At 39.6% G+C, this 19975-nt stretch carries 16 protein-coding genes and 1 pseudogene; 8 read left to right on the top strand and 9 right to left on the bottom strand.

The window, feature by feature from the left end:
• Positions 1-143: 143 nt before the first annotated feature.
• The 8 genes from hutU (at position 144) to murI (ending at position 10753) form a co-directional block, all read left to right on the top strand.
• The gene (gene hutU, locus EGS71_RS12525) at positions 144-1820 is read left to right on the top strand and encodes a urocanate hydratase (protein WP_000214181.1); all 1677 of its coding nucleotides are present in this window, start codon (positions 144-146) and stop codon (positions 1818-1820) included.
• Positions 1821-1907: 87 nt separating this feature from the next.
• Entirely contained in the window at positions 1908-3446 is a 1539-nt protein-coding gene (hutH, locus tag EGS71_RS12520) for a histidine ammonia-lyase (RefSeq protein WP_000421600.1), read from the top strand.
• 64 nt (positions 3447-3510) lie between these two features.
• Positions 3511-4923, top strand: coding sequence for an amino acid permease (locus EGS71_RS12515; protein ID WP_000081464.1), 1413 nt, complete (start codon positions 3511-3513; stop codon positions 4921-4923).
• Positions 4924-4974: 51 nt separating this feature from the next.
• Positions 4975-6180, top strand: a complete 1206-nt coding sequence (gene hutI / locus EGS71_RS12510; RefSeq protein ID WP_000737794.1) for an imidazolonepropionase — start codon at positions 4975-4977, stop codon at positions 6178-6180.
• A 10-nt stretch (positions 6181-6190) separates the two neighbouring features.
• The gene (gene hutG / locus EGS71_RS12505) at positions 6191-7111 is read left to right on the top strand and encodes a formimidoylglutamase (protein WP_001016891.1); all 921 of its coding nucleotides are present in this window, start codon (positions 6191-6193) and stop codon (positions 7109-7111) included.
• Positions 7112-7364: 253 nt separating this feature from the next.
• Positions 7365-9191: a DUF885 domain-containing protein gene (locus tag EGS71_RS12500; protein WP_000797596.1), complete on the top strand. Its 1827-nt coding sequence runs from the start codon at positions 7365-7367 to the stop codon at positions 9189-9191.
• A 99-nt stretch (positions 9192-9290) separates the two neighbouring features.
• The gene (locus EGS71_RS12495) at positions 9291-9929 is read left to right on the top strand and encodes an HAD family hydrolase (protein WP_000414395.1); all 639 of its coding nucleotides are present in this window, start codon (positions 9291-9293) and stop codon (positions 9927-9929) included.
• Positions 9930-9952: 23 nt separating this feature from the next.
• The gene (gene murI, locus EGS71_RS12490; protein ID WP_001063716.1) at positions 9953-10753 is read left to right on the top strand and encodes a glutamate racemase; all 801 of its coding nucleotides are present in this window, start codon (positions 9953-9955) and stop codon (positions 10751-10753) included.
• Positions 10754-11325: 572 nt separating this feature from the next.
• On the opposite strand, the gene EGS71_RS22785 is transcribed toward murI, so the two are convergent.
• The 9 genes and pseudogenes from EGS71_RS22785 to cysS form a co-directional block, all read right to left on the bottom strand.
• The gene (locus tag EGS71_RS22785; protein WP_002009568.1) at positions 11326-11538 is read right to left on the bottom strand and encodes a hypothetical protein; all 213 of its coding nucleotides are present in this window, start codon (positions 11536-11538) and stop codon (positions 11326-11328) included.
• Positions 11539-11790: 252 nt separating this feature from the next.
• Positions 11791-12735 (bottom strand): annotated as a pseudogene (locus tag EGS71_RS12480) (penicillin-binding transpeptidase domain-containing protein); the annotation flags it as partial.
• Between the two features lie 6 nt (positions 12736-12741).
• Positions 12742-14658, bottom strand: coding sequence for a threonine--tRNA ligase (gene thrS / locus EGS71_RS12475; protein WP_001025617.1), 1917 nt, complete (start codon positions 14656-14658; stop codon positions 12742-12744).
• Between the two features lie 36 nt (positions 14659-14694).
• Entirely contained in the window at positions 14695-16050 is a 1356-nt protein-coding gene (locus tag EGS71_RS12470; RefSeq protein ID WP_001011435.1) for a dihydroorotase, read from the bottom strand.
• The gene (locus tag EGS71_RS12465; protein ID WP_000619803.1) at positions 16040-16600 is read right to left on the bottom strand and encodes a carbonate dehydratase; all 561 of its coding nucleotides are present in this window, start codon (positions 16598-16600) and stop codon (positions 16040-16042) included. Before EGS71_RS12465 ends, EGS71_RS12470 begins: the two co-directional genes overlap by 11 nt.
• A 29-nt stretch (positions 16601-16629) precedes the next feature.
• Positions 16630-17049: a phosphoribosyl-AMP cyclohydrolase gene (gene hisI, locus EGS71_RS12460; RefSeq protein ID WP_000233115.1), complete on the bottom strand. Its 420-nt coding sequence runs from the start codon at positions 17047-17049 to the stop codon at positions 16630-16632.
• A complete protein-coding gene (gene folE2 / locus EGS71_RS12455; protein ID WP_000993031.1) occupies positions 17043-17948 on the bottom strand; it encodes a GTP cyclohydrolase FolE2 in 906 nt (301 codons plus the stop codon). Before folE2 ends, hisI begins: the two co-directional genes overlap by 7 nt.
• Positions 17949-18049: 101 nt before the next feature.
• The gene (gene fur / locus EGS71_RS12450; protein ID WP_001018319.1) at positions 18050-18466 is read right to left on the bottom strand and encodes a ferric iron uptake transcriptional regulator; all 417 of its coding nucleotides are present in this window, start codon (positions 18464-18466) and stop codon (positions 18050-18052) included.
• Between the two features lie 61 nt (positions 18467-18527).
• On the bottom strand, positions 18528-19961 hold the full coding sequence (cysS, locus tag EGS71_RS12445) for a cysteine--tRNA ligase (protein WP_001281837.1): 1434 nt from the start codon (positions 19959-19961) through the stop codon (positions 18528-18530).
• Positions 19962-19975 lie beyond the last annotated feature (14 nt).

Here is a 19975-nt window from a genome sequence, read left to right as displayed (position 1 = left end):
CTTTAAAAAAATACGAGCAAGCCTCTTCACGCCGAAAAATATTTGTGTAGTATATGGATGTATATACAAGTTAATACATTACTATACAAATGCAGAAACAAGTGATGTTCTGCTGATGTAAGCTCAAAGGAAGGAGTCCGACTGTGACAACAACGACAACAAAATTTCGTGATGTAGAAATTCGTGCACCACGCGGCACTGAATTAACGGCTAAGAGTTGGTTAACTGAAGCCCCATTGCGTATGTTGATGAATAACCTTGATCCGGACGTTGCAGAAAACCCGAAAGAATTGGTGGTATACGGTGGTATTGGCCGTGCAGCACGAAACTGGGAATGTTTCGACAAAATTGTAGATACGCTAAAAAATCTTGAAACTGACGAAACTTTATTAGTTCAATCAGGCAAACCAGTAGGTGTATTTAAAACTCATAAAGATGCGCCACGCGTTTTAATTGCAAACTCAAACCTTGTACCGCACTGGGCAAACTGGGAACACTTTAACGAATTAGACGCTAAAGCTTTGGCAATGTACGGTCAAATGACAGCGGGTTCGTGGATCTACATTGGTAGCCAAGGTATTGTACAAGGTACTTATGAAACTTTCGTTGAAGCAGGTCGCCAACATTACAATGGTGATTTAAAAGGTCGTTGGGTTCTTACTGCTGGTTTAGGCGGTATGGGTGGTGCTCAGCCTTTAGCTGCAACACTTGCAGGTGCATGTTCTTTAAACATTGAATGCCAACAAGCAAGTATCGATTTCCGTTTACGTACCCGTTATGTAGACGAACAAGCAACTGATTTAGACGACGCTTTAGCACGTATTGATCGCTATACAAAAGAAGGTAAAGCAATTTCAATCGCACTCCATGGTAATGCTGCTGAAATTTTACCTGAGCTTGTACGCCGTGGTGTACGTCCAGACATGGTGACTGACCAAACAAGTGCACACGATCCACTTAATGGCTACTTACCAGTAGGCTGGACTTGGGATGAATACCGTGAACGCGCGAAAAAAGAACCAGAAGCTGTTGTAAAAGCTGCGAAACAGTCGATGGCGAAACACGTACAAGCCATGCTTGATTTCCAAAAAATGGGTGTTCCAACATTTGACTATGGCAATAACATCCGTCAAATGGCGAAAGAAGAAGGCGTAGCAAACGCTTTTGATTTCCCGGGCTTCGTACCTGCATACATCCGTCCATTGTTCTGCCGTGGTATTGGTCCATTCCGTTGGGCAGCGCTTTCTGGAGACCCGGAAGATATTTATAAAACAGATGCCAAAGTTAAAGAGTTAATTCCTGATGATGAGCATTTACATCACTGGTTAGACATGGCTCGTGAACGTATTAGTTTCCAAGGCTTACCAGCGCGTATTTGCTGGGTAGGTTTGGGCTTACGTGCAAAACTTGGTTTGGCATTTAACGAAATGGTTCGTAGCGGTGAATTGTCTGCACCGATCGTGATTGGTCGTGACCACTTAGACTCAGGTTCGGTTGCAAGTCCTAACCGTGAAACTGAAGCAATGCAAGACGGATCAGATGCAGTATCAGACTGGCCTTTATTAAATGCATTGTTAAATACAGCAGGCGGCGCAACTTGGGTGTCTCTACATCATGGTGGCGGTGTAGGTATGGGCTTCTCTCAACACTCAGGCGTTGTGATTGTGTGTGATGGTACAGATGAAGCTGCTGCACGTATTGCTCGCGTACTAACCAATGACCCTGCAACAGGTGTTATGCGTCATGCCGATGCAGGTTATGAAATTGCGATTAACTGTGCCAAAGAGCAAGGCCTACACTTGCCAATGATCACGCAATAAAAATACATGGAAGAACTGGCGGTGCTTTTTGCAATTGTGAAAAGCACCGTCTCAGCAGAATATAGTGCAAAAAATTAGGAAGCCAACATGGAATTACTGATCCAACCGGGAAAACTGACCTTAGCCGATTTACGTCAAGCTTATCTCAACCCAATTAAAGTTAAACTAGATGAAAGTGCTTCATCTGCAATTAATGCAAGCGTGGCTTGTGTAGAGCAAATTGTAAATGAAGGACGTACAGCTTACGGTATTAATACAGGTTTTGGCTTACTTGCTTCAACTAAAATTGCGCCTGAAGATTTAGAAAAATTACAGCGTTCATTAGTTCTTTCGCATGCCGCAGGTGTAGGCGAAGCACTTGATGATGCAATGGTTCGTTTAATTATTCTATTGAAAGCAAATAGCTTGGCACGTGGTTTCTCCGGTATTCGTCGTAAAGTCATTGATGCTTTGTTGGCCTTAATTAATGCTGAAGTTTACCCACATATTCCACTTAAAGGTTCAGTAGGGGCTTCTGGTGACTTGGCACCACTTGCACACATGTCTTTAGTTTTACTTGGTGAAAGTAAGGCACGTTATAAAGGTGAATGGTTACCAGCAGTTGAAGCTTTAAAAATTGCAGGTTTGGAACCAATTTCTTTAGCGGCTAAAGAAGGTTTGGCACTTTTAAATGGTACGCAGGTTTCGACGGCTTATGCTTTACGCGGCTTATTTGAAGCAGAAGATTTATTTGCTGCCGCGACAGTTTGTGGTGGCTTAAGTGTTGAAGCAATGCTTGGTTCACGTGCACCTTTCGATGCGCGTATTCACGAAGTACGCGGCCAACGTGGTCAAATTGATGTGGCTGCGGCTTATCGCGATTTATTGACTGATTCGAGTGAAATCTCTCGTTCACATGAAGAATGTGGCAAAGTTCAAGACCCATATTCTTTACGTTGCCAACCACAGGTGATGGGTGCATGTTTAACTCAAATCCGTCAGGCTGCTGAAGTATTAGAAATTGAAGCAAATGCTGTATCTGATAACCCGCTTGTGTTTGCTGAACAAGGTGACGTGATTTCTGGTGGTAACTTCCATGCAGAACCTGTTGCAATGGCGGCCGACAATTTAGCATTGGCAATTGCAGAAATTGGTTCACTGTCTGAACGTCGTATTTCGATGATGATGGACCGTCATATGTCACAGCTTCCACCGTTCTTGGTAGCAAATGGTGGTGTTAACTCGGGCTTTATGATTGCTCAGGTAACCGCCGCTGCTCTTGCAAGTGACAACAAGGCGCTTGCACATCCTGCAAGTGTGGATAGCTTACCGACTTCAGCCAACCAAGAAGATCACGTATCGATGGCTCCAAATGCTGGTAAACGTCTTTGGTATATGGCTGATAACGTCCGCGGCATTTTAGCTGTTGAATGGTTAGGCGCTTGTCAGGGTCTAGACTTCCGTGAAGGTTTAAAAAGCTCGCCTAAACTTGAACAAGCTCGTAAAATCTTGCGCGACCAAGTTCCTTACTACAGTGAAGACCGTTTCTTTGCTCCTGATATCGAACAGGCTAGTGAATTGCTTGCGAGTGGTTGCCTAAACGAGTTACTCATTCCAAAACTACTCCCTAGTTTATCTGAAGTGTGATTGATAAAACGGTCACATGGAGTGGCCGAATCCAACTAAATTTCCTCAAGGATTGGAGATTATAATGTCACAAAACTCCACACTACAGCGGGGCTTAAACACCCGCCACATTCGTTTCTTGGCATTGGGCTCAGCAATTGGAACTGGGCTTTTCTATGGTTCGGCAACTGCTATTAAAATGGCAGGGCCTTCAGTATTACTTGCGTACATCGTTGCAGGGATTGCAATTTATATTGTGATGCGCGCACTGGGTGAAATGGCAGTCCATAACCCTGTCTCTGGCTCATTTAGCCACTATGCTTCTCAATACATTGGTCCTTTGGCCGGCTTTACGACAGGCTGGACTTATGTTTTTGAGATGGTGATTGTTGCAATTGCCGATGTCACTGCGTTTGGTATTTATATGGGGTTCTGGTATCCCGATGTCCCACGGTGGATCTGGATTTTGTCTCTCATCATGTTCTTGGGCGCAATTAACCTCATTCATGTGAAAGTCTTTGGTGAACTCGAATTTTGGCTCTCAATTGTCAAGGTGAGTGCCATTGTTGCCATGATTTTAGGTGGCTTAGGTTTGATGTTCTATGGCTTCCATGCTGACCATAGCAGTGTAGTGCCGGGGATTCAAAACTTATGGATCTATGAAGGCTTTATGCCACATGGCATTGCAGGCTTGGTTGCATGTTTATCTGTAGTGGTATTTGCTTTCGGTGGTATCGAAATTATTGGTATTACAGCAGGTGAATCACAAGACCCGAAAACCACTTTACCGAAAGCAATTAATGCTGTTCCGGTACGTATTTTACTTTTCTATGTACTAACCATCTTTGTACTCATGTCGATTTTCCCATGGAACCAGATTGGTAGCCAAGGCAGTCCGTTTGTACAAATTTTTGAAAACTTAGGCATTAAATCTGCTGCAAATATTTTAAATATTGTGGTGGTAACTGCTGCAATTTCGGCAATTAACAGTGATGTGTTTGGTGCAGGCCGTATGTTGTACGGTATGGCAAATCGTGGTCAGGCACCTCGAATCTTCCAAAAATTATCGCGTAATGGCGTGCCTTGGATGACTGTTGTGGTTATGGCTGGCGTGCTGTTAATTGGTGTCGTGCTGAACTACCTGATTCCTGAAAATGTGTTTGTCATCATTGCATCAATCGCAACGTTTGCAACTGTTTGGGTATGGCTCATGATCTTGCTTTCGCAAGTCGCGATGCGCCGTAAATTATCTACTGCTGAAATTAAGGCACTTGATTTCCCTGTATTTGGCTGGCCATATGCCCCTGCTTTTGCAATCGGTTTTATGGTGTTCATTTTAGTGATGATGGGCTACTTCCCAGACTCGCGTCCTGCAATTTATGTAGGAATCACTTGGCTTGCTCTCTTAACTATTGCTTATCGTATTTGGGTAAAACCAGAGCAAAGCTTGGGAAAGGAAAGTGAGCCTGTCCAGCAAAACATAGAAATGGAAAGCTAACAAATCAGCTGCCCAATAGTTTTACTGTTGGGCAGTTTCGAGGATAGGCTAATGAAAAAACTTTGGCAAAACTGCCATATTGCCACCATGCAAAATGGGCAATATTCCTACATTGAAGATGCTGCAATTGTCACAGAAGGGCATCTCATCCACTGGATTGGAAAACAACAACAACTTCCTGCCGACACTTATTCCGAAACAGTTGACTTAAATGGCGCTTGGGTAACCCCGGGGTTCATCGACTGTCATACGCATAGCGTATTTGGTGGTAACCGTAGTGTTGAGTTTGAAAAGCGCTTACAGGGCGTGAGTTATGCTGAAATTGCTGCAAGTGGTGGCGGTATTGCTAGTACAGTACGCGCAACCCGAGAAGCCAGCGAAGAACAATTACTGAACTCAGCCCTTAAGCGTATTCGCTGCATGCAACAAGACGGTGTAACCACCATTGAAATTAAGTCTGGCTACGGACTCAACTACGAAAACGAGCGCAAAATGCTGCGTGTGATCCGTCAAATTGGTGAAAAATTACCGATGACGGTAAAAAGTACGTGTTTAGCTGCACATGCTTTACCGCCAGAGTACAAAGACCAAAGCGACGCTTATATCGAGCATATCTGTACAGAAATGCTGCCTAAACTGCATGCTGAAGGCTTAGTCGATGCAGTTGATGCGTTCTGTGAGCATTTAGCATTTTCACCTGCTCAAGTTGAACGTGTGTTTAAAACAGCACAATCTTTAAACTTACCCGTCAAACTGCATGCTGAGCAGCTTTCATCGTTAGGTGGTTCAAGCTTGGCAGCACGTTATCATGCTTTGTCGGCCGACCATTTAGAATACATGACTGAAGATGACGTCAAAGCAATGGCAGCGTCAGGCACAATTGCAGTGTTATTACCGGGTGCCTTTTATTTATTGCGTGAAACCCAATACCCACCGATTGAAAGTCTGATTAAGCATGGCGTGCGTATTGCGCTATCGAGCGATTTAAACCCCGGCACATCTCCGGCACTTTCTTTGCGTTTAATGCTGAACATGGGTAGTACGCTATTCCGTCTGACACCTGAGCAAGCATTAGCAGGTGTCACTATTCATGCTGCACAAGCGCTCGGTTTAGAGCAAACACACGGTAGTTTGGAGCAGGGTAAAGTCGCTGACTTTGTCGCTTGGGATATTGAGCATCCATCTGAAATTGTTTACTGGCTGGGCGGAGATTTGCCTAAGCGAGTCGTTCAGCATGGACAAGAAGTTATTTTTTAAACGGTGTCACATGAATCACACATTTAAATGGCAAGGCCGACATGATGGCGAGGGTGAGGCACATCAACGTATTCACCATATTGTGAATACCACCCAACATGCTGAATTTGCCCTGATTGGTTTTAGCTCTGATGAAGGCGTGAAACGTAATAAAGGCCGAGTTGGTGCTGCCGATGCACCAGATGCGATTCGTACCCAACTTGCTAATTTACCGATTCATCGCCCAGTCAGTATTGTCGATTTAGGGACGGTGACCTGTGAATATGGCAATTTAGAGCAAGCACAAAGCGAATTAGCTGAACAAGTCGCAAATAGCCTAGAACATGGCTTAAAACCTGTTGTATTGGGCGGTGGACATGAAGTTGCATTTGGCAGCTTTAGCGGTCTGTTCCAATATGTACAAGCCTACGCACCAGATAAAAAAATCGGCATTATTAATTTCGATGCCCATTTTGATTTGCGTGAAGCAGAGCATGCCACCTCTGGAACACCTTTTTTACAGGCAGCTCGACTTTCAGAACAGCATCAAAAACAATTTAATTATTTATGTATTGGGGTTGCCAACCATGCCAATACTAAAATTTTGTTTGATACTGCCGATGCGCTGAATTGTTCATATTTACGTGATCATGAGGTTAATATTTTTAACCTAAACAACGTGCTTGCAGCGGTTGATGCTTTTATTGAAAAAGTAGACTATTTGTACGTTACGATTGATTTAGATGTATTCACGGCTGCGGTTGCACCGGGAGTCAGTGCACCCGCTGTCAAAGGAATTGATTTAGCCACTTTTGAAGCGATTTTTAAGCATATTCAAGAGACTGGCAAAATCAATCTTTTAGATATTGCCGAGTGCAATCCAAAATTTGATTTGGACAATCGAACAGCAAAACTGGCTGCGTATATTGTTTATCAATATTTGTTTTCTTGAGAAACAATTTTTAATGTAGAAATGAAAAAGTGCACTGAGATCGCTCATGTGCGCTTTTTTTTGACTTTCTGGTAAATTAAAGTCAGATACGGAATATAGATAGCAACTATAATTAATTTAATTAAAAAGAAAATTAATTTATAAAATCATTGAGTTAAAAAATACTCGATTTTTACACTATTTTATATGCTGCTTGGCACGTAATTTGTTTTGTCTTTATTTTAAACTTCGTTAAATATGTTTGGATAATTAAATGAAAAACAGGACCTTACATTTTGCTTGTATCAGTGTTTTATTTTGGATGTCTCATTCTTCTGATGCTGCAACCCCCGAAATAAATACAAATACCATCGAAAAATCACAATCTAAACAAAAGAGTGATGTCTCTGTTCGGGTGAAAGTTTTAAACCAACTTTTACAGGAACAGTGGGAATATACTTTGAAAAATAGTCCTGAAACTGCAACCGTTTTAGGAGACTTACGCTATAACGATCGATGGACCGAGATTTCAAAAACTCAGATTGAGAAAGATAAAAAAACTACGCAAAATTTTTTAAAACGTTTCGAAGCAATTGATAGCACAGGATTTTCAGCAACTGATCAATTAAATAAAGATTTAATGATTTATCAGTTGAAAGAAACACTTAAAAATTATGATTTGAAATTGTATGAGATGCCTTTTAATCAAATGTGGGGACTACATTTACAATTTCCGGGATTTATTAGTTCGATTACATTTGATAATGTTAAGCAATATCAAGACTATACTGCTCGTTTAAAACAAATTCCTCTTATTCTTGATCAAGGTATTCAGTTAGCGAAACAAGGACAAAAAGATGGCTTGATACCACCGAAATATTTACTTGAAAAGGTGGCAAAGCAGATTGATAGCATTGCGACGCCCGCAGGGGCAGACAGTGTTTTTGCTTCTCCATTAAAGCAATTTCCAAGCAATATTTCAAAAGCAGAACAAGAGCGTTTAAGCCGTGAAATACTACAGGCCATAGATCAGAATGTTCGCCCTGCTTATCAAAAACTCGGGACGTTTATTCAAAAAGATTACTTACCCTATGGACGACAGCACGAGGGTATATGGAGTTTGCCAAACGGTGACGAGCTCTATCGTTTTTATGTAGAAAACAATACAACCACGTCGGAAAGCCCTGAAACTATTCATCAGCTCGGGTTAAAAGAAGTTGCTCGTATAGAAGCGGAAATGCTGAAAATTGCTAAAGCACAAGGTTTTAATGATTTAAAAAGTTTCCAACAATCTTTAAAAACAAATCCCGCTGTTTTTCCAAAATCTCGTGAAGAAATTTTAGAGATTTATCGCGGGTATATTGCCCAAATGCAACCAGAGTTGCCGAAGCTGTTTGGCTTATTACCCAAAAATAAAGTGGAAGTTTTACCTGTAGAGCAATATCGAGAAAAAGAAGCGGCAGGTGCGGAGTATCACCAAGGCACACCTGATGGTTCACGCCCCGGACAAGTATATGTAAATACTGGCGACTTCTCTGAACGTTCCAAAATATCAATGGAAGCGACTGCTTATCATGAGGCAATTCCCGGCCACCATATGCAGATTGATATTGCCCAAAACTTGCCAAATTTGCCGATGTTCCGAAAGCAACCCAACCATACCGCTTATATTGAAGGATGGGCACTTTACGCAGAGCAATTGGGTAAAGACGTTGGTTTCTATAAAGACCCGCTTTCAGACTATGGAAGACTATCGAGTGAGTTGTTCCGTGCTTGTCGTTTAGTGGTGGACACTGGCGTACATTATAAAAAATGGACCCGTCAGCAAATGATTGATTTTATGCGTGAACACTCAGCTTTAGATGAACCAGATATTCAGGCAGAGGCAGATCGCTATATTGCTATTCCTGCACAAGCATTGGCATACAAAATGGGCCAACTCAAAATTTTAGAGCTACGGGAGCTCGCAAAACAGGAGCTTGGAGACCGTTTTGATATCAAAGCCTTCCATGACATGGTTTTAAATGCAGGAACACTGCCTCTAAATATACTCGATGCCCGTATTAAAAATTGGATTAAGGAACAAAAAGCGGCAGCTTAAAACAAAAATCGAAATTTAGGTCGGGTCCTTGTTGGGCCTGATTTAAAAACCAATAGAAAACAGAATATAATAATAAAAAATATATTTTCGAAACTAGAAATGGAAAAAAACCTAAAAGAATATCAGGCTATTATTTTTGATTTAGATGGCACTTTAGTCGACTCCTTTCATTTTTTTCTAAGCGTTTTAAATCAACTTTCTGCAAAGTATAAGTTTAAATCGGTAAGCCTTCACGAAGTCGAGTACTACAAACAACTTACGCCTAGAGAAATTATGAAAGAGATGAATGTTTCTAGGTGGAAACTGCCTTGGATTGCCAAAGACTTCATTCGGTTAATGAAAGAAAGAGATGAAGAAATTCATCTGTTCGAAGGCATGCGGGACCACTTAATTGAACTGCATAAGCAGGGATATACGCTCGCAATTATTACTTCAAACTCTAAAGAAAACTGTCAAAATGTACTGGGTAAAGAACTCTGTGAGCTTTTTAGTCATATTGATGGTGGCTCGTCTATATTTGGCAAAGCGAAGCGAATTAAGCGTGTTCTCAACATTTTGGATGTAAGTAAAAACCAAGCAATTTATGTCGGCGACCAAACCACGGATGGCGAAGCTGCACATAAGGCAGGCATTGATTTTGCTGCGGTAGGTTGGGGTTATACATCGGCTGAAAAATTAAAAACCATTCAGCCCAAAGTCGTGCTCAACGACTTGGCAACCATGAAAAAATTTTTCTGAATATATGAAATGCAGGACAAACCATGAATAACAATAACAACCCGATTGGAATGATTGATTCTGGTTTAGGTGGGTTGTCTCTTTTTAAGCATATTCGGCAGGCCCTTCCGAATGAAGACATTATCTATTTCGCTGACTCGAAATATGTCCCGTATGGAGACAAAGAAAGCGACTGGATTGTTTCACGAACCACGCATTTAATTTCAAACTTAGTTGCTCAGGGCAAATGCAAAGCGATCGTAATTGCTTGTAACACCATGACGGCTGTAGCGATTGAAACGATTAGAGCGCAAATTAATGTGCCACTTATTGCAATAGAACCCGCCGTAAAACCGGCAGTAGCAATCACTCAAAGTAAGCATATTGCGGTTTTGGCAACTGCCACCACGGTAAAGGGTAAAAATTTAAAAAGTTTAATTGAAACGTATGCGCAAGATATTAAAGTGTCTTTAGTGCCTTGTATTGGCTTAGCTGAAAAAATCGAAACGGGCAAAGCACATACCGCGGAAGTTAAAGATTATTTAAAAAATATTTTGGCGCCGTTGGTCGAGCAAAAAGTCGATACGATTATTTTAGGATGCACACACTATCCATTTGTCTCAGATACGATTCAGGAAATTGTAGGCCGTGATATTCAAATTATTGAGCCTTCGGAAGCTGTGACAGCGCAATTAATACGGCAGCTCAATCAATATCATTTAAGTTCTGAAAGTCCAAATGAGGGGAATCATATTATTTGGACCAGTTCAGACCCGTTGGAAGTTGCGGACGTTACTTTTTCTTTGTTATCTGAGAAATTGTCTGTAAAAGCTGTAGAGCTATAAAAAGCCCAATAGGCAATTAATGCATATCGGGCTTAATAAATCAGTTATTAAAGCAGGTGATGCCTTTGTGTTTGAACAATATAGTTCTAAACTAGCCTTCATTCATAATCAATAATTTAACGTTAATTGAGATTGCTGGATTAACATTAAAGTCTTAAACTGAGTCTGAGACTCTAATTTGTAATTTAACAATATAGTTCTAAACTAAAGAATACTGATCTGATCAGTATTCTTGCTCACTTTCTCAAAAAGTCTCTGTTGTGTGAAACTAAGGAAAGACTTTTGTTCTTCAAGCAGCCTTTCCCATACTATTATGTCTGATTGTACACTAGCGAAAATCCAAACATTAGGGCTTAAATGATCTTTTCGCATGATCGAAAAACCCATATGAATCGCAGCACAAATTAATGCACCATTAGATACATACGCATCATTGAATTGATTTAACTTACGATGATATCTTTCGACACTATGTTTTAACCCGTAACTCCCCAAATTATAACGGACGGACTTTAACTTTTTTAAATGTTGTAAGTACATACAGCACCGTTGGCATTCATCAATTGAGTTTCTTAATATTTCTTGGCTTGGCTTGCATGAAAATGCTGAATATATTCTGCTTTTGAATCATGAAAAGTGTGTCTTTTATAAAAAGATTCATGGTAAGTATCAGCATGACCAAAGCCATTAGCTGTTAATAAAGGTTCTTGCTCTAAGACTCTTGCAATATCAATACGTGTGATTAAATAATTTGATGAGTCTGAATTTTGTTTAAGCTGAGCCATTGCTAGAGCCCATGGCTTATTCACTTCTTTTAAAGAAATTGCATCAAGTGCATCATTTTGGTTTTTTGCTTACTTTTAACAAGTTCTTTAGCGCGTTTTTTTGCTCTTTGGACAGATAATCCTGATGGAAAAACTAAGTTTTGCATAAATGCTAACCTTATAGCTCGCCATTTTCATTGTGCAGCCCACATCACCCTTTGGCATACAATAAGGATAGTAAGATTGGTCTCAAGAAGAGAATATACATTATCACAAGGGGATATCAAGATTCTCATTGAGATTGTGATAATCTTTATGGCTAATACCCGTCACAAATAAATTCGGATTAAAACTTGGGCTAGATACCATTGCCAGCACTTCACCATTACGAGGATCTAAGGCGATAATCGCTCCACGTTTCTGTGCAAGTTGTTCCGATGCAAACTTCTGTAAATGAAAGTCAAGTGAAAGATAGAGATCATTGCCACGAATTGCAGGTTGATGTTCTAAATGTTTTAAAACTGTCCCATGTACATTGACTTCAACAGATTCATGACCCTTTTGCCCATGTAGAAGTTGTTCGTAAAATTTTTCTATACCGATTTTACCAATCAGGTTTGTACCTGCATATTTATCTTTATCAATAACTTTTAGCTCTTTATCATTAATTCGTCCCACATAGCCAATTAAATGAGCAAATAAATCATCATAAGGATAAATTCGTGTCATTTGGGTTGCAATTTCAACATCAGGAAATTGATATTTAACTTCACTAAATCGTGCAATATCTTCATCAGTAAGATGGAATTTAATGATGACTTGGTCAGTTTTTCGTGCATCTTTAAAACGTTTTTGAACTTGTCCAATATCTTCTGCTGATAAATTTAATATTGGTTGTAACATATTGATTAAATTGTTTATTTTTGGATATTGAGCTTTATTTACAGTAATTGAAAAAATAGGATAATTATGGGCGAGTAATATTCCATTACGATCGTAAATATTTCCTCTCGCAGGTGGAATTGACTGTAAACGAATTCTGTTAGATTCTGAAATAGTTTGAAAATGTTGATGCTGATAGAGTTGCAAATAACGATATCTAATGATCAAGACAGCAAAACAAATTCCCACTAGAGCCATTGCAAAATAGGTTCTCAGGTTAAAAATCTTCTTTTCCTGCCGTAAATTTTTAACCTGATTATGTGTTTGATGCCACATAAGCAATCAATTCACAAAATGTGCTTGATTCGTAAAAAAATCATGCAGATCTGTAGTCAGGAGATTCCCAAAATCCTGACCATTTTGCGCACGTATTCGAACAGATGATTGTTGCATTTCTTGCTCCCCAACAATGATCAGATAAGGTATTTTTTGTAGCGTATTTTCACGGATTTTATAGTTCAATTTTGATTGACTTAAATCTAATGTTGCCCTAAAACCATTCTGTTTAAGTGATTCTTGGACTTGTTTGGCGTAATCATGTTGTACATCTGTAATCGGTAAAATTGCGATTTGGACAGGTGCAAGCCAAAATGGGAAGTGCCCCATATAATGCTCGATCAAAATACCAATAAAGCGCTCAAGAGATCCAAATAAAGCACGGTGCAACATCACAGGCCGTTGTTTTTCATTATTTTCATCAATGTAATGAATATCAAAACGTTCTGGTAAATTTAAATCAACCTGAATTGTTCCGCATTGCCATTCACGACCGATGGCATCTTTTAAGGTAAATTCAAGTTTAGGGCCATAAAATGCACCTTCACCGATATTTAATGTATAAGGAATATTAAGCTGTTCGAGAGATTGTTTTAGTGTATTTTCTAAGAAATCCCAAATTTCTTCCGTGCCGACACGATGATCAGGCCTTGTCGATAATTTAAGCGAAACTTCATTAAAGCCAAATTGCTCATAAATTTTATAAATGAGGGCAATTGTATTTTTACATTCAGATAAAAGCTGGCTGTTAGTACAAAAAATATGGGCATCATCTTGGGTAAAATGACGAACACGCATTAATCCATGTAAAGATCCAGATGGCTCATAGCGATGAACTTTACCAAATTCCGCCATACGTAATGGTAAGTCACGATAACTTCTTAATTCATGTGCATATAGACAAACTGCGCCAGGACAACTCATAGGCTTAAGTGCATAACTTCGCTGATCTTCAGTGACGGTGGTAAACATATGCTGCTGATAGTTTTGCCAGTGTCCCGAAATTTCCCAAAGTTCACGATCCATGACATCGGGAGTATTAACTTCGATATAACCCGCATCATCTTGTTGCTGGTGTAAATAATCTGATAATAACTGAAATAATTTCCATCCTTTCGCGTGCCAGAACACGGCACCTGGTGCTTTATCATCAAAATGTAGTAAATCAAGTTGTTGTGCTAATTTGCGATGATCTCGTTTTGCGGCTTCTTCAACTTGCTTTAAATGTTTTTTTAATTGTTTTTGGTCAGCCCAACATGTGACATAAATCCGCTGTAACATCGGTTGTGTAGCGTCGCCTTGCCAATATGCACCAGAAACATGAGTCACTTTAAAATATTCTAAAAATTCAGTATTTGGAACAAGTGGATATAAGTAAACGTCTGAGAAATCATTATTTTGATGGAAAAATAAGTCGCTTGAGTTACTCGTATTTTTTAAGTATTGATACTTAAAATCCAAATCTTGCTGTTTAAAAAAATTAGCTGCTTGATCGGCTGTAATCTTTTCAGTGCGAATATCTAAATGTTGTTGTACCCACTCATGCATTTTCAGTTCAATTTGTTGTAAATCATCCTGATTAAAATGCGGCGTATCGGCGAAATCATAATAAATACCTTGATTGGTAATTTGATATTCTACAGGTTGAGCAGCAGAGTATAACTGATGGACAGCCTGTGCTAATAAATAAGCATAGGAGTGTCGTAGTAGATTTAAATTATTGTCATCGTTCAGACTGAAAAGTTCGATGTGACAGTCATGTTGGATGACATGATGCACATCAACGAAATGAGCATCAATTTTGGCGAGAAAAGCTTTTTTATAGCCTTGAATTTTGAAACGGGACAAGGTTTCAAAAATCGACATTGGTTGCTCAAGTTGAAGATGCTGTGCTGAACCAAGGAAATTAAGCTGGATATTCATGTAGAGTCGTCTAAATACAGGTTGGGTTATTGCAGATTAGCGGTCAATTTCTAAGGCTTGACCCTGACAGTTAAGATAAGGTTGCTGTTGGTGCCATGCGAGTTGACCAGAAATGATGGTTGTATCCACCAGATAGCGGAACGTTTTCTCTTGGAAGGGTGTCCAGCCGCAACGCATAAAATTAGTCTGTTCAGCTACTGATTGTTTTTTCTGATTTTCGCGGATGAGGACTAAATCAGCCCAATAGCCTTCGCGGATATAGCCTCGATCTTTAATACGGAATAAATCGGCAACTTGATGAGAAGTTTTTCTTACCAGCGTTTCAATTGATAGCTTTTGATCTGCCACTAATTCTAATAATGCGGGTAAGGCATGCTGAACTATCGGTAACCCTGAAGGGGCATTAAAATAAGTTTGCTGTTTTTCTTGCCAAGTATGCGGCGCATGGTCTGTGCCAATAATATCTAAACGCTCACTATTGGCGACAGCATCAATGAGGGTATGCTTGTCACTGGCAGTTTTTATTGCTGGATTACATTTAATTAAATGTCCTAAATCTGCATAATCAGACTCATCAAAAGTTAAGTGATGTATACATACTTCAGCAGTAATATGCTTTTTATCTAATGGTAAATTTTTAAATAAGCAAAGCTCTTTTGCTGTCGTCAGATGCAACACATGTAGCTGTGTACCAAATTCCTCAGCGAGTGATACGGCTAATCGAGAGCTTTCAAAACAGGCTTGTTTATCCCTAATTTTAGGATGTAAGTTTGCTGGAATATCTTCGCCATATTTATCACGATAAAACTCTTCCAGCTGTTTGATCCGGGGCGTGGATTCGCAATGTGTTAATAAAATAGTGGGTACATTCGCAAATAGGCGCTCTAAAATTTTTGGATCATCAACCAACATATTACCCGTTGATGCTCCCATAAAAACTTTCACGCCGCTAACCAATTTAGGATCAAGCGCTTCAACAATATCTAAATTTTGTGCACTTACCCCAAAGTGAAATGCATAATTGGCTATGCTATGTTGAGCTGCAATTGCTTTTTTATCGTGTAGTGCAGTTAAGTCCAATGTAGCAGGATTGGTATTCGGCATATCCATAAAGCTGGTAATTCCACCTATCGCAGCTGCCAAAGATTCTGAGGTAAAACTCCCTTTTTGTGGTGAGCCTGGGTCGCGGAAGTGGACTTGATCATCAATCATGCCTGGGAGTAACCATGCGCCATCAGCCTCGATGCTCTTGGCATTGTGGATACCCGTTATATTAGATTGTATTTTACGAATACGGCCTTGCTGAATAAGGACATCACCGATTTGTTGCTGCCCCTCATTAACTATATTCGCATTACGTATGATGAGATTTGGGAGTTGTCTAAAATTCATTTTGTAATGCCTTATAACCTTGTACTAACTCAATATTAGTGCTCACCACACTTTCAGAAAATTCACTGATAGAAATATCGATCGGTGGGTATAGGCTTAAGTCGGTTCGGGCATTGATATAGCTCATCGCAGGGACATAAAATGATTCAGGTAAATCGCGACCATCGACAACTGCATTATGACGGATGGCACTATGATCACCGACTTTACAGTTGAATAAGACACTGTTAAAGCCGACAAATACGCGGTTACCAACCACACATGGACCATGAATAATCGAACGATGGGCGATGGATGAGTTTTTTCCAATCGTGACTTGTGCACCTGCTTTTGAATGAATGACAACACCATCTTGAATATTTGAATTTTCACCAATGATGATGGGTTGCATGTCGCCATTTTCATCCACTTCATCTGCACGGATCACCGCATAAGGACCGACAAATACGTTCGCTTCAATAATGACTTTTCCACAAATAATTGCGGTCTGATCAATATAAGCGGATTGGTCAATGACAGGGAGATGACCAGTTGGATTTTTACGAATCATGGTAATGTCTTCAATGTTATATAAATTAGCTAAATAATGGGCTGAGTTAAAATTGTGGCGTGTTGTGTGTTTAATCCAAGATAAAAACAATTGGGGCGATTAGTGTGGCAGGCTGGTCCAGTTTGCTCGACCAAAAAAAGGATGCTGTCACCGTCACAATCAAGTCTGGCTTCAATGAGTTTTTGACGATGTCCTGAACTTTCGCCTTTTCGCCATAAGCACTTCCGCGAGCGAGACCAATAGCAAACCTGTCTTGTATTTAGGGTTTCAAGTAGTGCATCACGGTTAATCCAAGCAAGCATTAAGACATCTTTACTTTGTCCATCTTGGGCAATGGCAGTGATTAGTCCATCCTTGTTCCAGGGAATAGCATCAATAATGCTTTTCAGTTCATAACATTGCCCCATCTTTCCTTGTTCAATGTCTAGAAAAACTGTTGAACCTACCATTGCCATGATCCCTGAGCGACTGCATCGTGAGCATGTAAACTTTCAGCATGGATGACTTTGAAGTTAAATCCTGAAATACCTGAGTAGTTGACAAATGCGTGGTATAAGCGGCGTAAAGCATCTTCACAGAACATTAAATTTTGACCATTTGCTAATGCGAATGCTTGCTCATCTACGCGTTTGACAGCTGTCTGAACAGGTGTTGTCAAGGCTTGTTCTGCATGTGAAATGAATTGCCGAATTGGAATGGATTGTAAACAAGGGTCTAATTTAAAACGTAGCTGAGCAAAACTTCTTTGGCTGTGTGGAGTTGCTACAATCGCATCTGTTGTACCTAACCACGCCATAACTTCATCGGTGTTTTGTGGATTTATTTTTTTTGTATCAATGGCATCTTGAAAGCTTTTTTGAATGAGGTCACGTGCTAAAGCAGCAGAACAAGGACAGGTTGAGGAATAGGTGATTTCTATTGCTAATTCTGCTTCAAAAGTATGCTCACTTAACTTACAGGATAAGCTAAATGGATAACTTTTCCAGCCCGATAGTGCGCTGACTAAAGCAGGTTGTTCTAAATTAAACTCCGCTTGAATATCAAGGCGGGCTTGTTGAGAGAGCTCAGTATGGCTCGCTAAAAAATCTTGAAGCGTTTGATAAATTTTACTTAAAGTTAGGTCAGGTAGGGCATGGAGTTCCAACAGTCGAGTATACAGTCTAGACATATGAATACCTTTAGCCTGAGGATCATCTAAGCTGACATAGGCATTCACTTTACTTGCGCACAGTGTATTTTGAATGTGAATAGGTAAGGCGATATTCTCCATTCCGACCCAATCGAGACTATAGGCATGCATATTCAGAAAAGGTTCAGATGAGACATCTGGGAGCTGCAAGGCATTCATAATTGAAAGTAAGTTTTAAGTGTTATGTTATAACATAACACTTAATAGGTGTTATTTCTAGTATGCTTGTGATAAGAACTGATAAATAGTCGATTTTTATTTTACTTGGTTGAATTTCTAGAATATCCAAATAAGATCAGAGAATGTCCTGTGAGTTGAAAATCATGCTTTGTTGCAATATCTAGAAGCAATTTTTCAATTTCCTCATTTTTAAACTCAATGATTTGGTTTGTTTCTTGACAGACAAGATGATCGTGCGAGGTATTTTGCTTTATCTCAAATACAGCATGATTGTGATCAAAGTTATGGCGTTGAATAATACCCGCCATTTCAAATTGAGTTAAGACTCTATAGACCGTTGCTAGTCCAACATCCTCATCTTGCTCCAATAGTTTTTTATAAATATCCTCGGCACTCAGGTGGTGAGGAATTGAGTTTTCCAATATTTCTAAAATTTTTATTCGCGGAAGAGTGACTTTTAGTCCTGCTTTTCTCAGGTCTTGATTGCTAATTGCCATATGTGTAATCCGTATTTGATAAAGGTAGGAAGGATGAATCTTAATAAGTAAACATCATTCATTATTGATTGAGTCTCCAAATTGTTTGTGTCTGGGTATCTTCTAAAAGGATGCCACTTTGAAGCAATTTCTGTCGAATTTGATCTGCTAAAGCATATTGTTTATTGCTTCGTGCTGTATTTCTTGCCAGAATCGCTTCTTGGATTTCCTGCTCAGAAAGGGGTGAATCTTGTTCACTAGCTGAGTGCTTTAATATTTTCTCAGGATCATACTGAAAAATATTTAGAATATTGCCGATCCAAAGAAGTAACTGATAATTTTTAATAACTTTTTCTGGGCTCTCTTCTTTTAAGGCTATGTTCAGCTGCTTTAATAAGTCAAAACAAATGACGAGTGCTTCAGGGGTGTTAAAGTCATCGTTCATGGCTTGATTAAATTTTTGTATAAAAGGATTACTATTTAGTTCTGTTTTAATAGCATCATCTTTTGATGCGATAAAGGGTTGTGCGTGGTAAATTGCTTGATAGAATCGAGACAATACTTTTTGTGTATCTTTTAAAATATGATCAGAGAAATCAATAGGACTCCGATAATGAGAACTCATCATTAATAAGCGAATGACTTCAGGATGATAAGACTTGAATGCATCGCGGATGGTGAGAAAATTACCTAATGATTTCGACATTTTTTCTCCATTGACATTGATGAAGCCTGTATGCAACCAGTAATTTACATATTTTTCTCCAGTTGCAGCTTCACTCTGCGCAATTTCATTTTCATGATGTGGGAAAATTAAGTCACCCCCACCGCCATGAATATCGAAATGGTTGCCAAGATGACACATTGACATTGCCGAACATTCAATATGCCAACCTGGTCGCCCATTTCCCCAAGGCGATTGCCAAAAAGGTTCATTGGGTTTTGAAGCTTTCCAGAGTACAAAATCAAAAGGATGATGTTTTTCTGTTTCTAAACTGACACGTTGGCTAGCGCCTGCTTGCATATCTGCTAATTTTCGACCAGATAATCGCCCATAGTCAGGATAGCTTTCAATGGAAAAATAAATATCACCATTTGCTATTTGGTAGGCGTATTTTTTCTCGATTAAGGTTTGAATGATTCGTTGGATATCCTGAATTGAATCGGTTGCTTTAGGCTCGGCATCTGGAGAAAGGCAGCCTAATGTCTGAAAATCTTCATGCATTGCCTGAATAAAGCGATCCGTCAATTCGCCGATGGATTCATGGTTGTCTTGTGCTTTATGAATAATCTTGTCATCGATATCCGTAATATTACGAATGTATTTTACTTTCCAGCCCTGTGATCTTAAAAAACGCACAATCAAATCAAATGCAATCATGGTTCTGGCATGTCCAATATGACAGTAGTCATAAACGGTGATTCCACAGACATAGAGCTTGATCTCGTTTGCTACGATGGGCTCAAAGTGCTCTTTTGAGCGAGTTTCAGCGTTATAAACATACAAATCAGACATTATTTTTTCCTTAT

It is taken from the genome of Acinetobacter sp. FDAARGOS_559 (assembly GCF_003940475.1).
In the GTDB taxonomy this organism is placed as follows: domain Bacteria; phylum Pseudomonadota; class Gammaproteobacteria; order Pseudomonadales; family Moraxellaceae; genus Acinetobacter; species Acinetobacter baumannii.
This window is presented reverse-complemented; position numbering and strand designations above follow the sequence as displayed.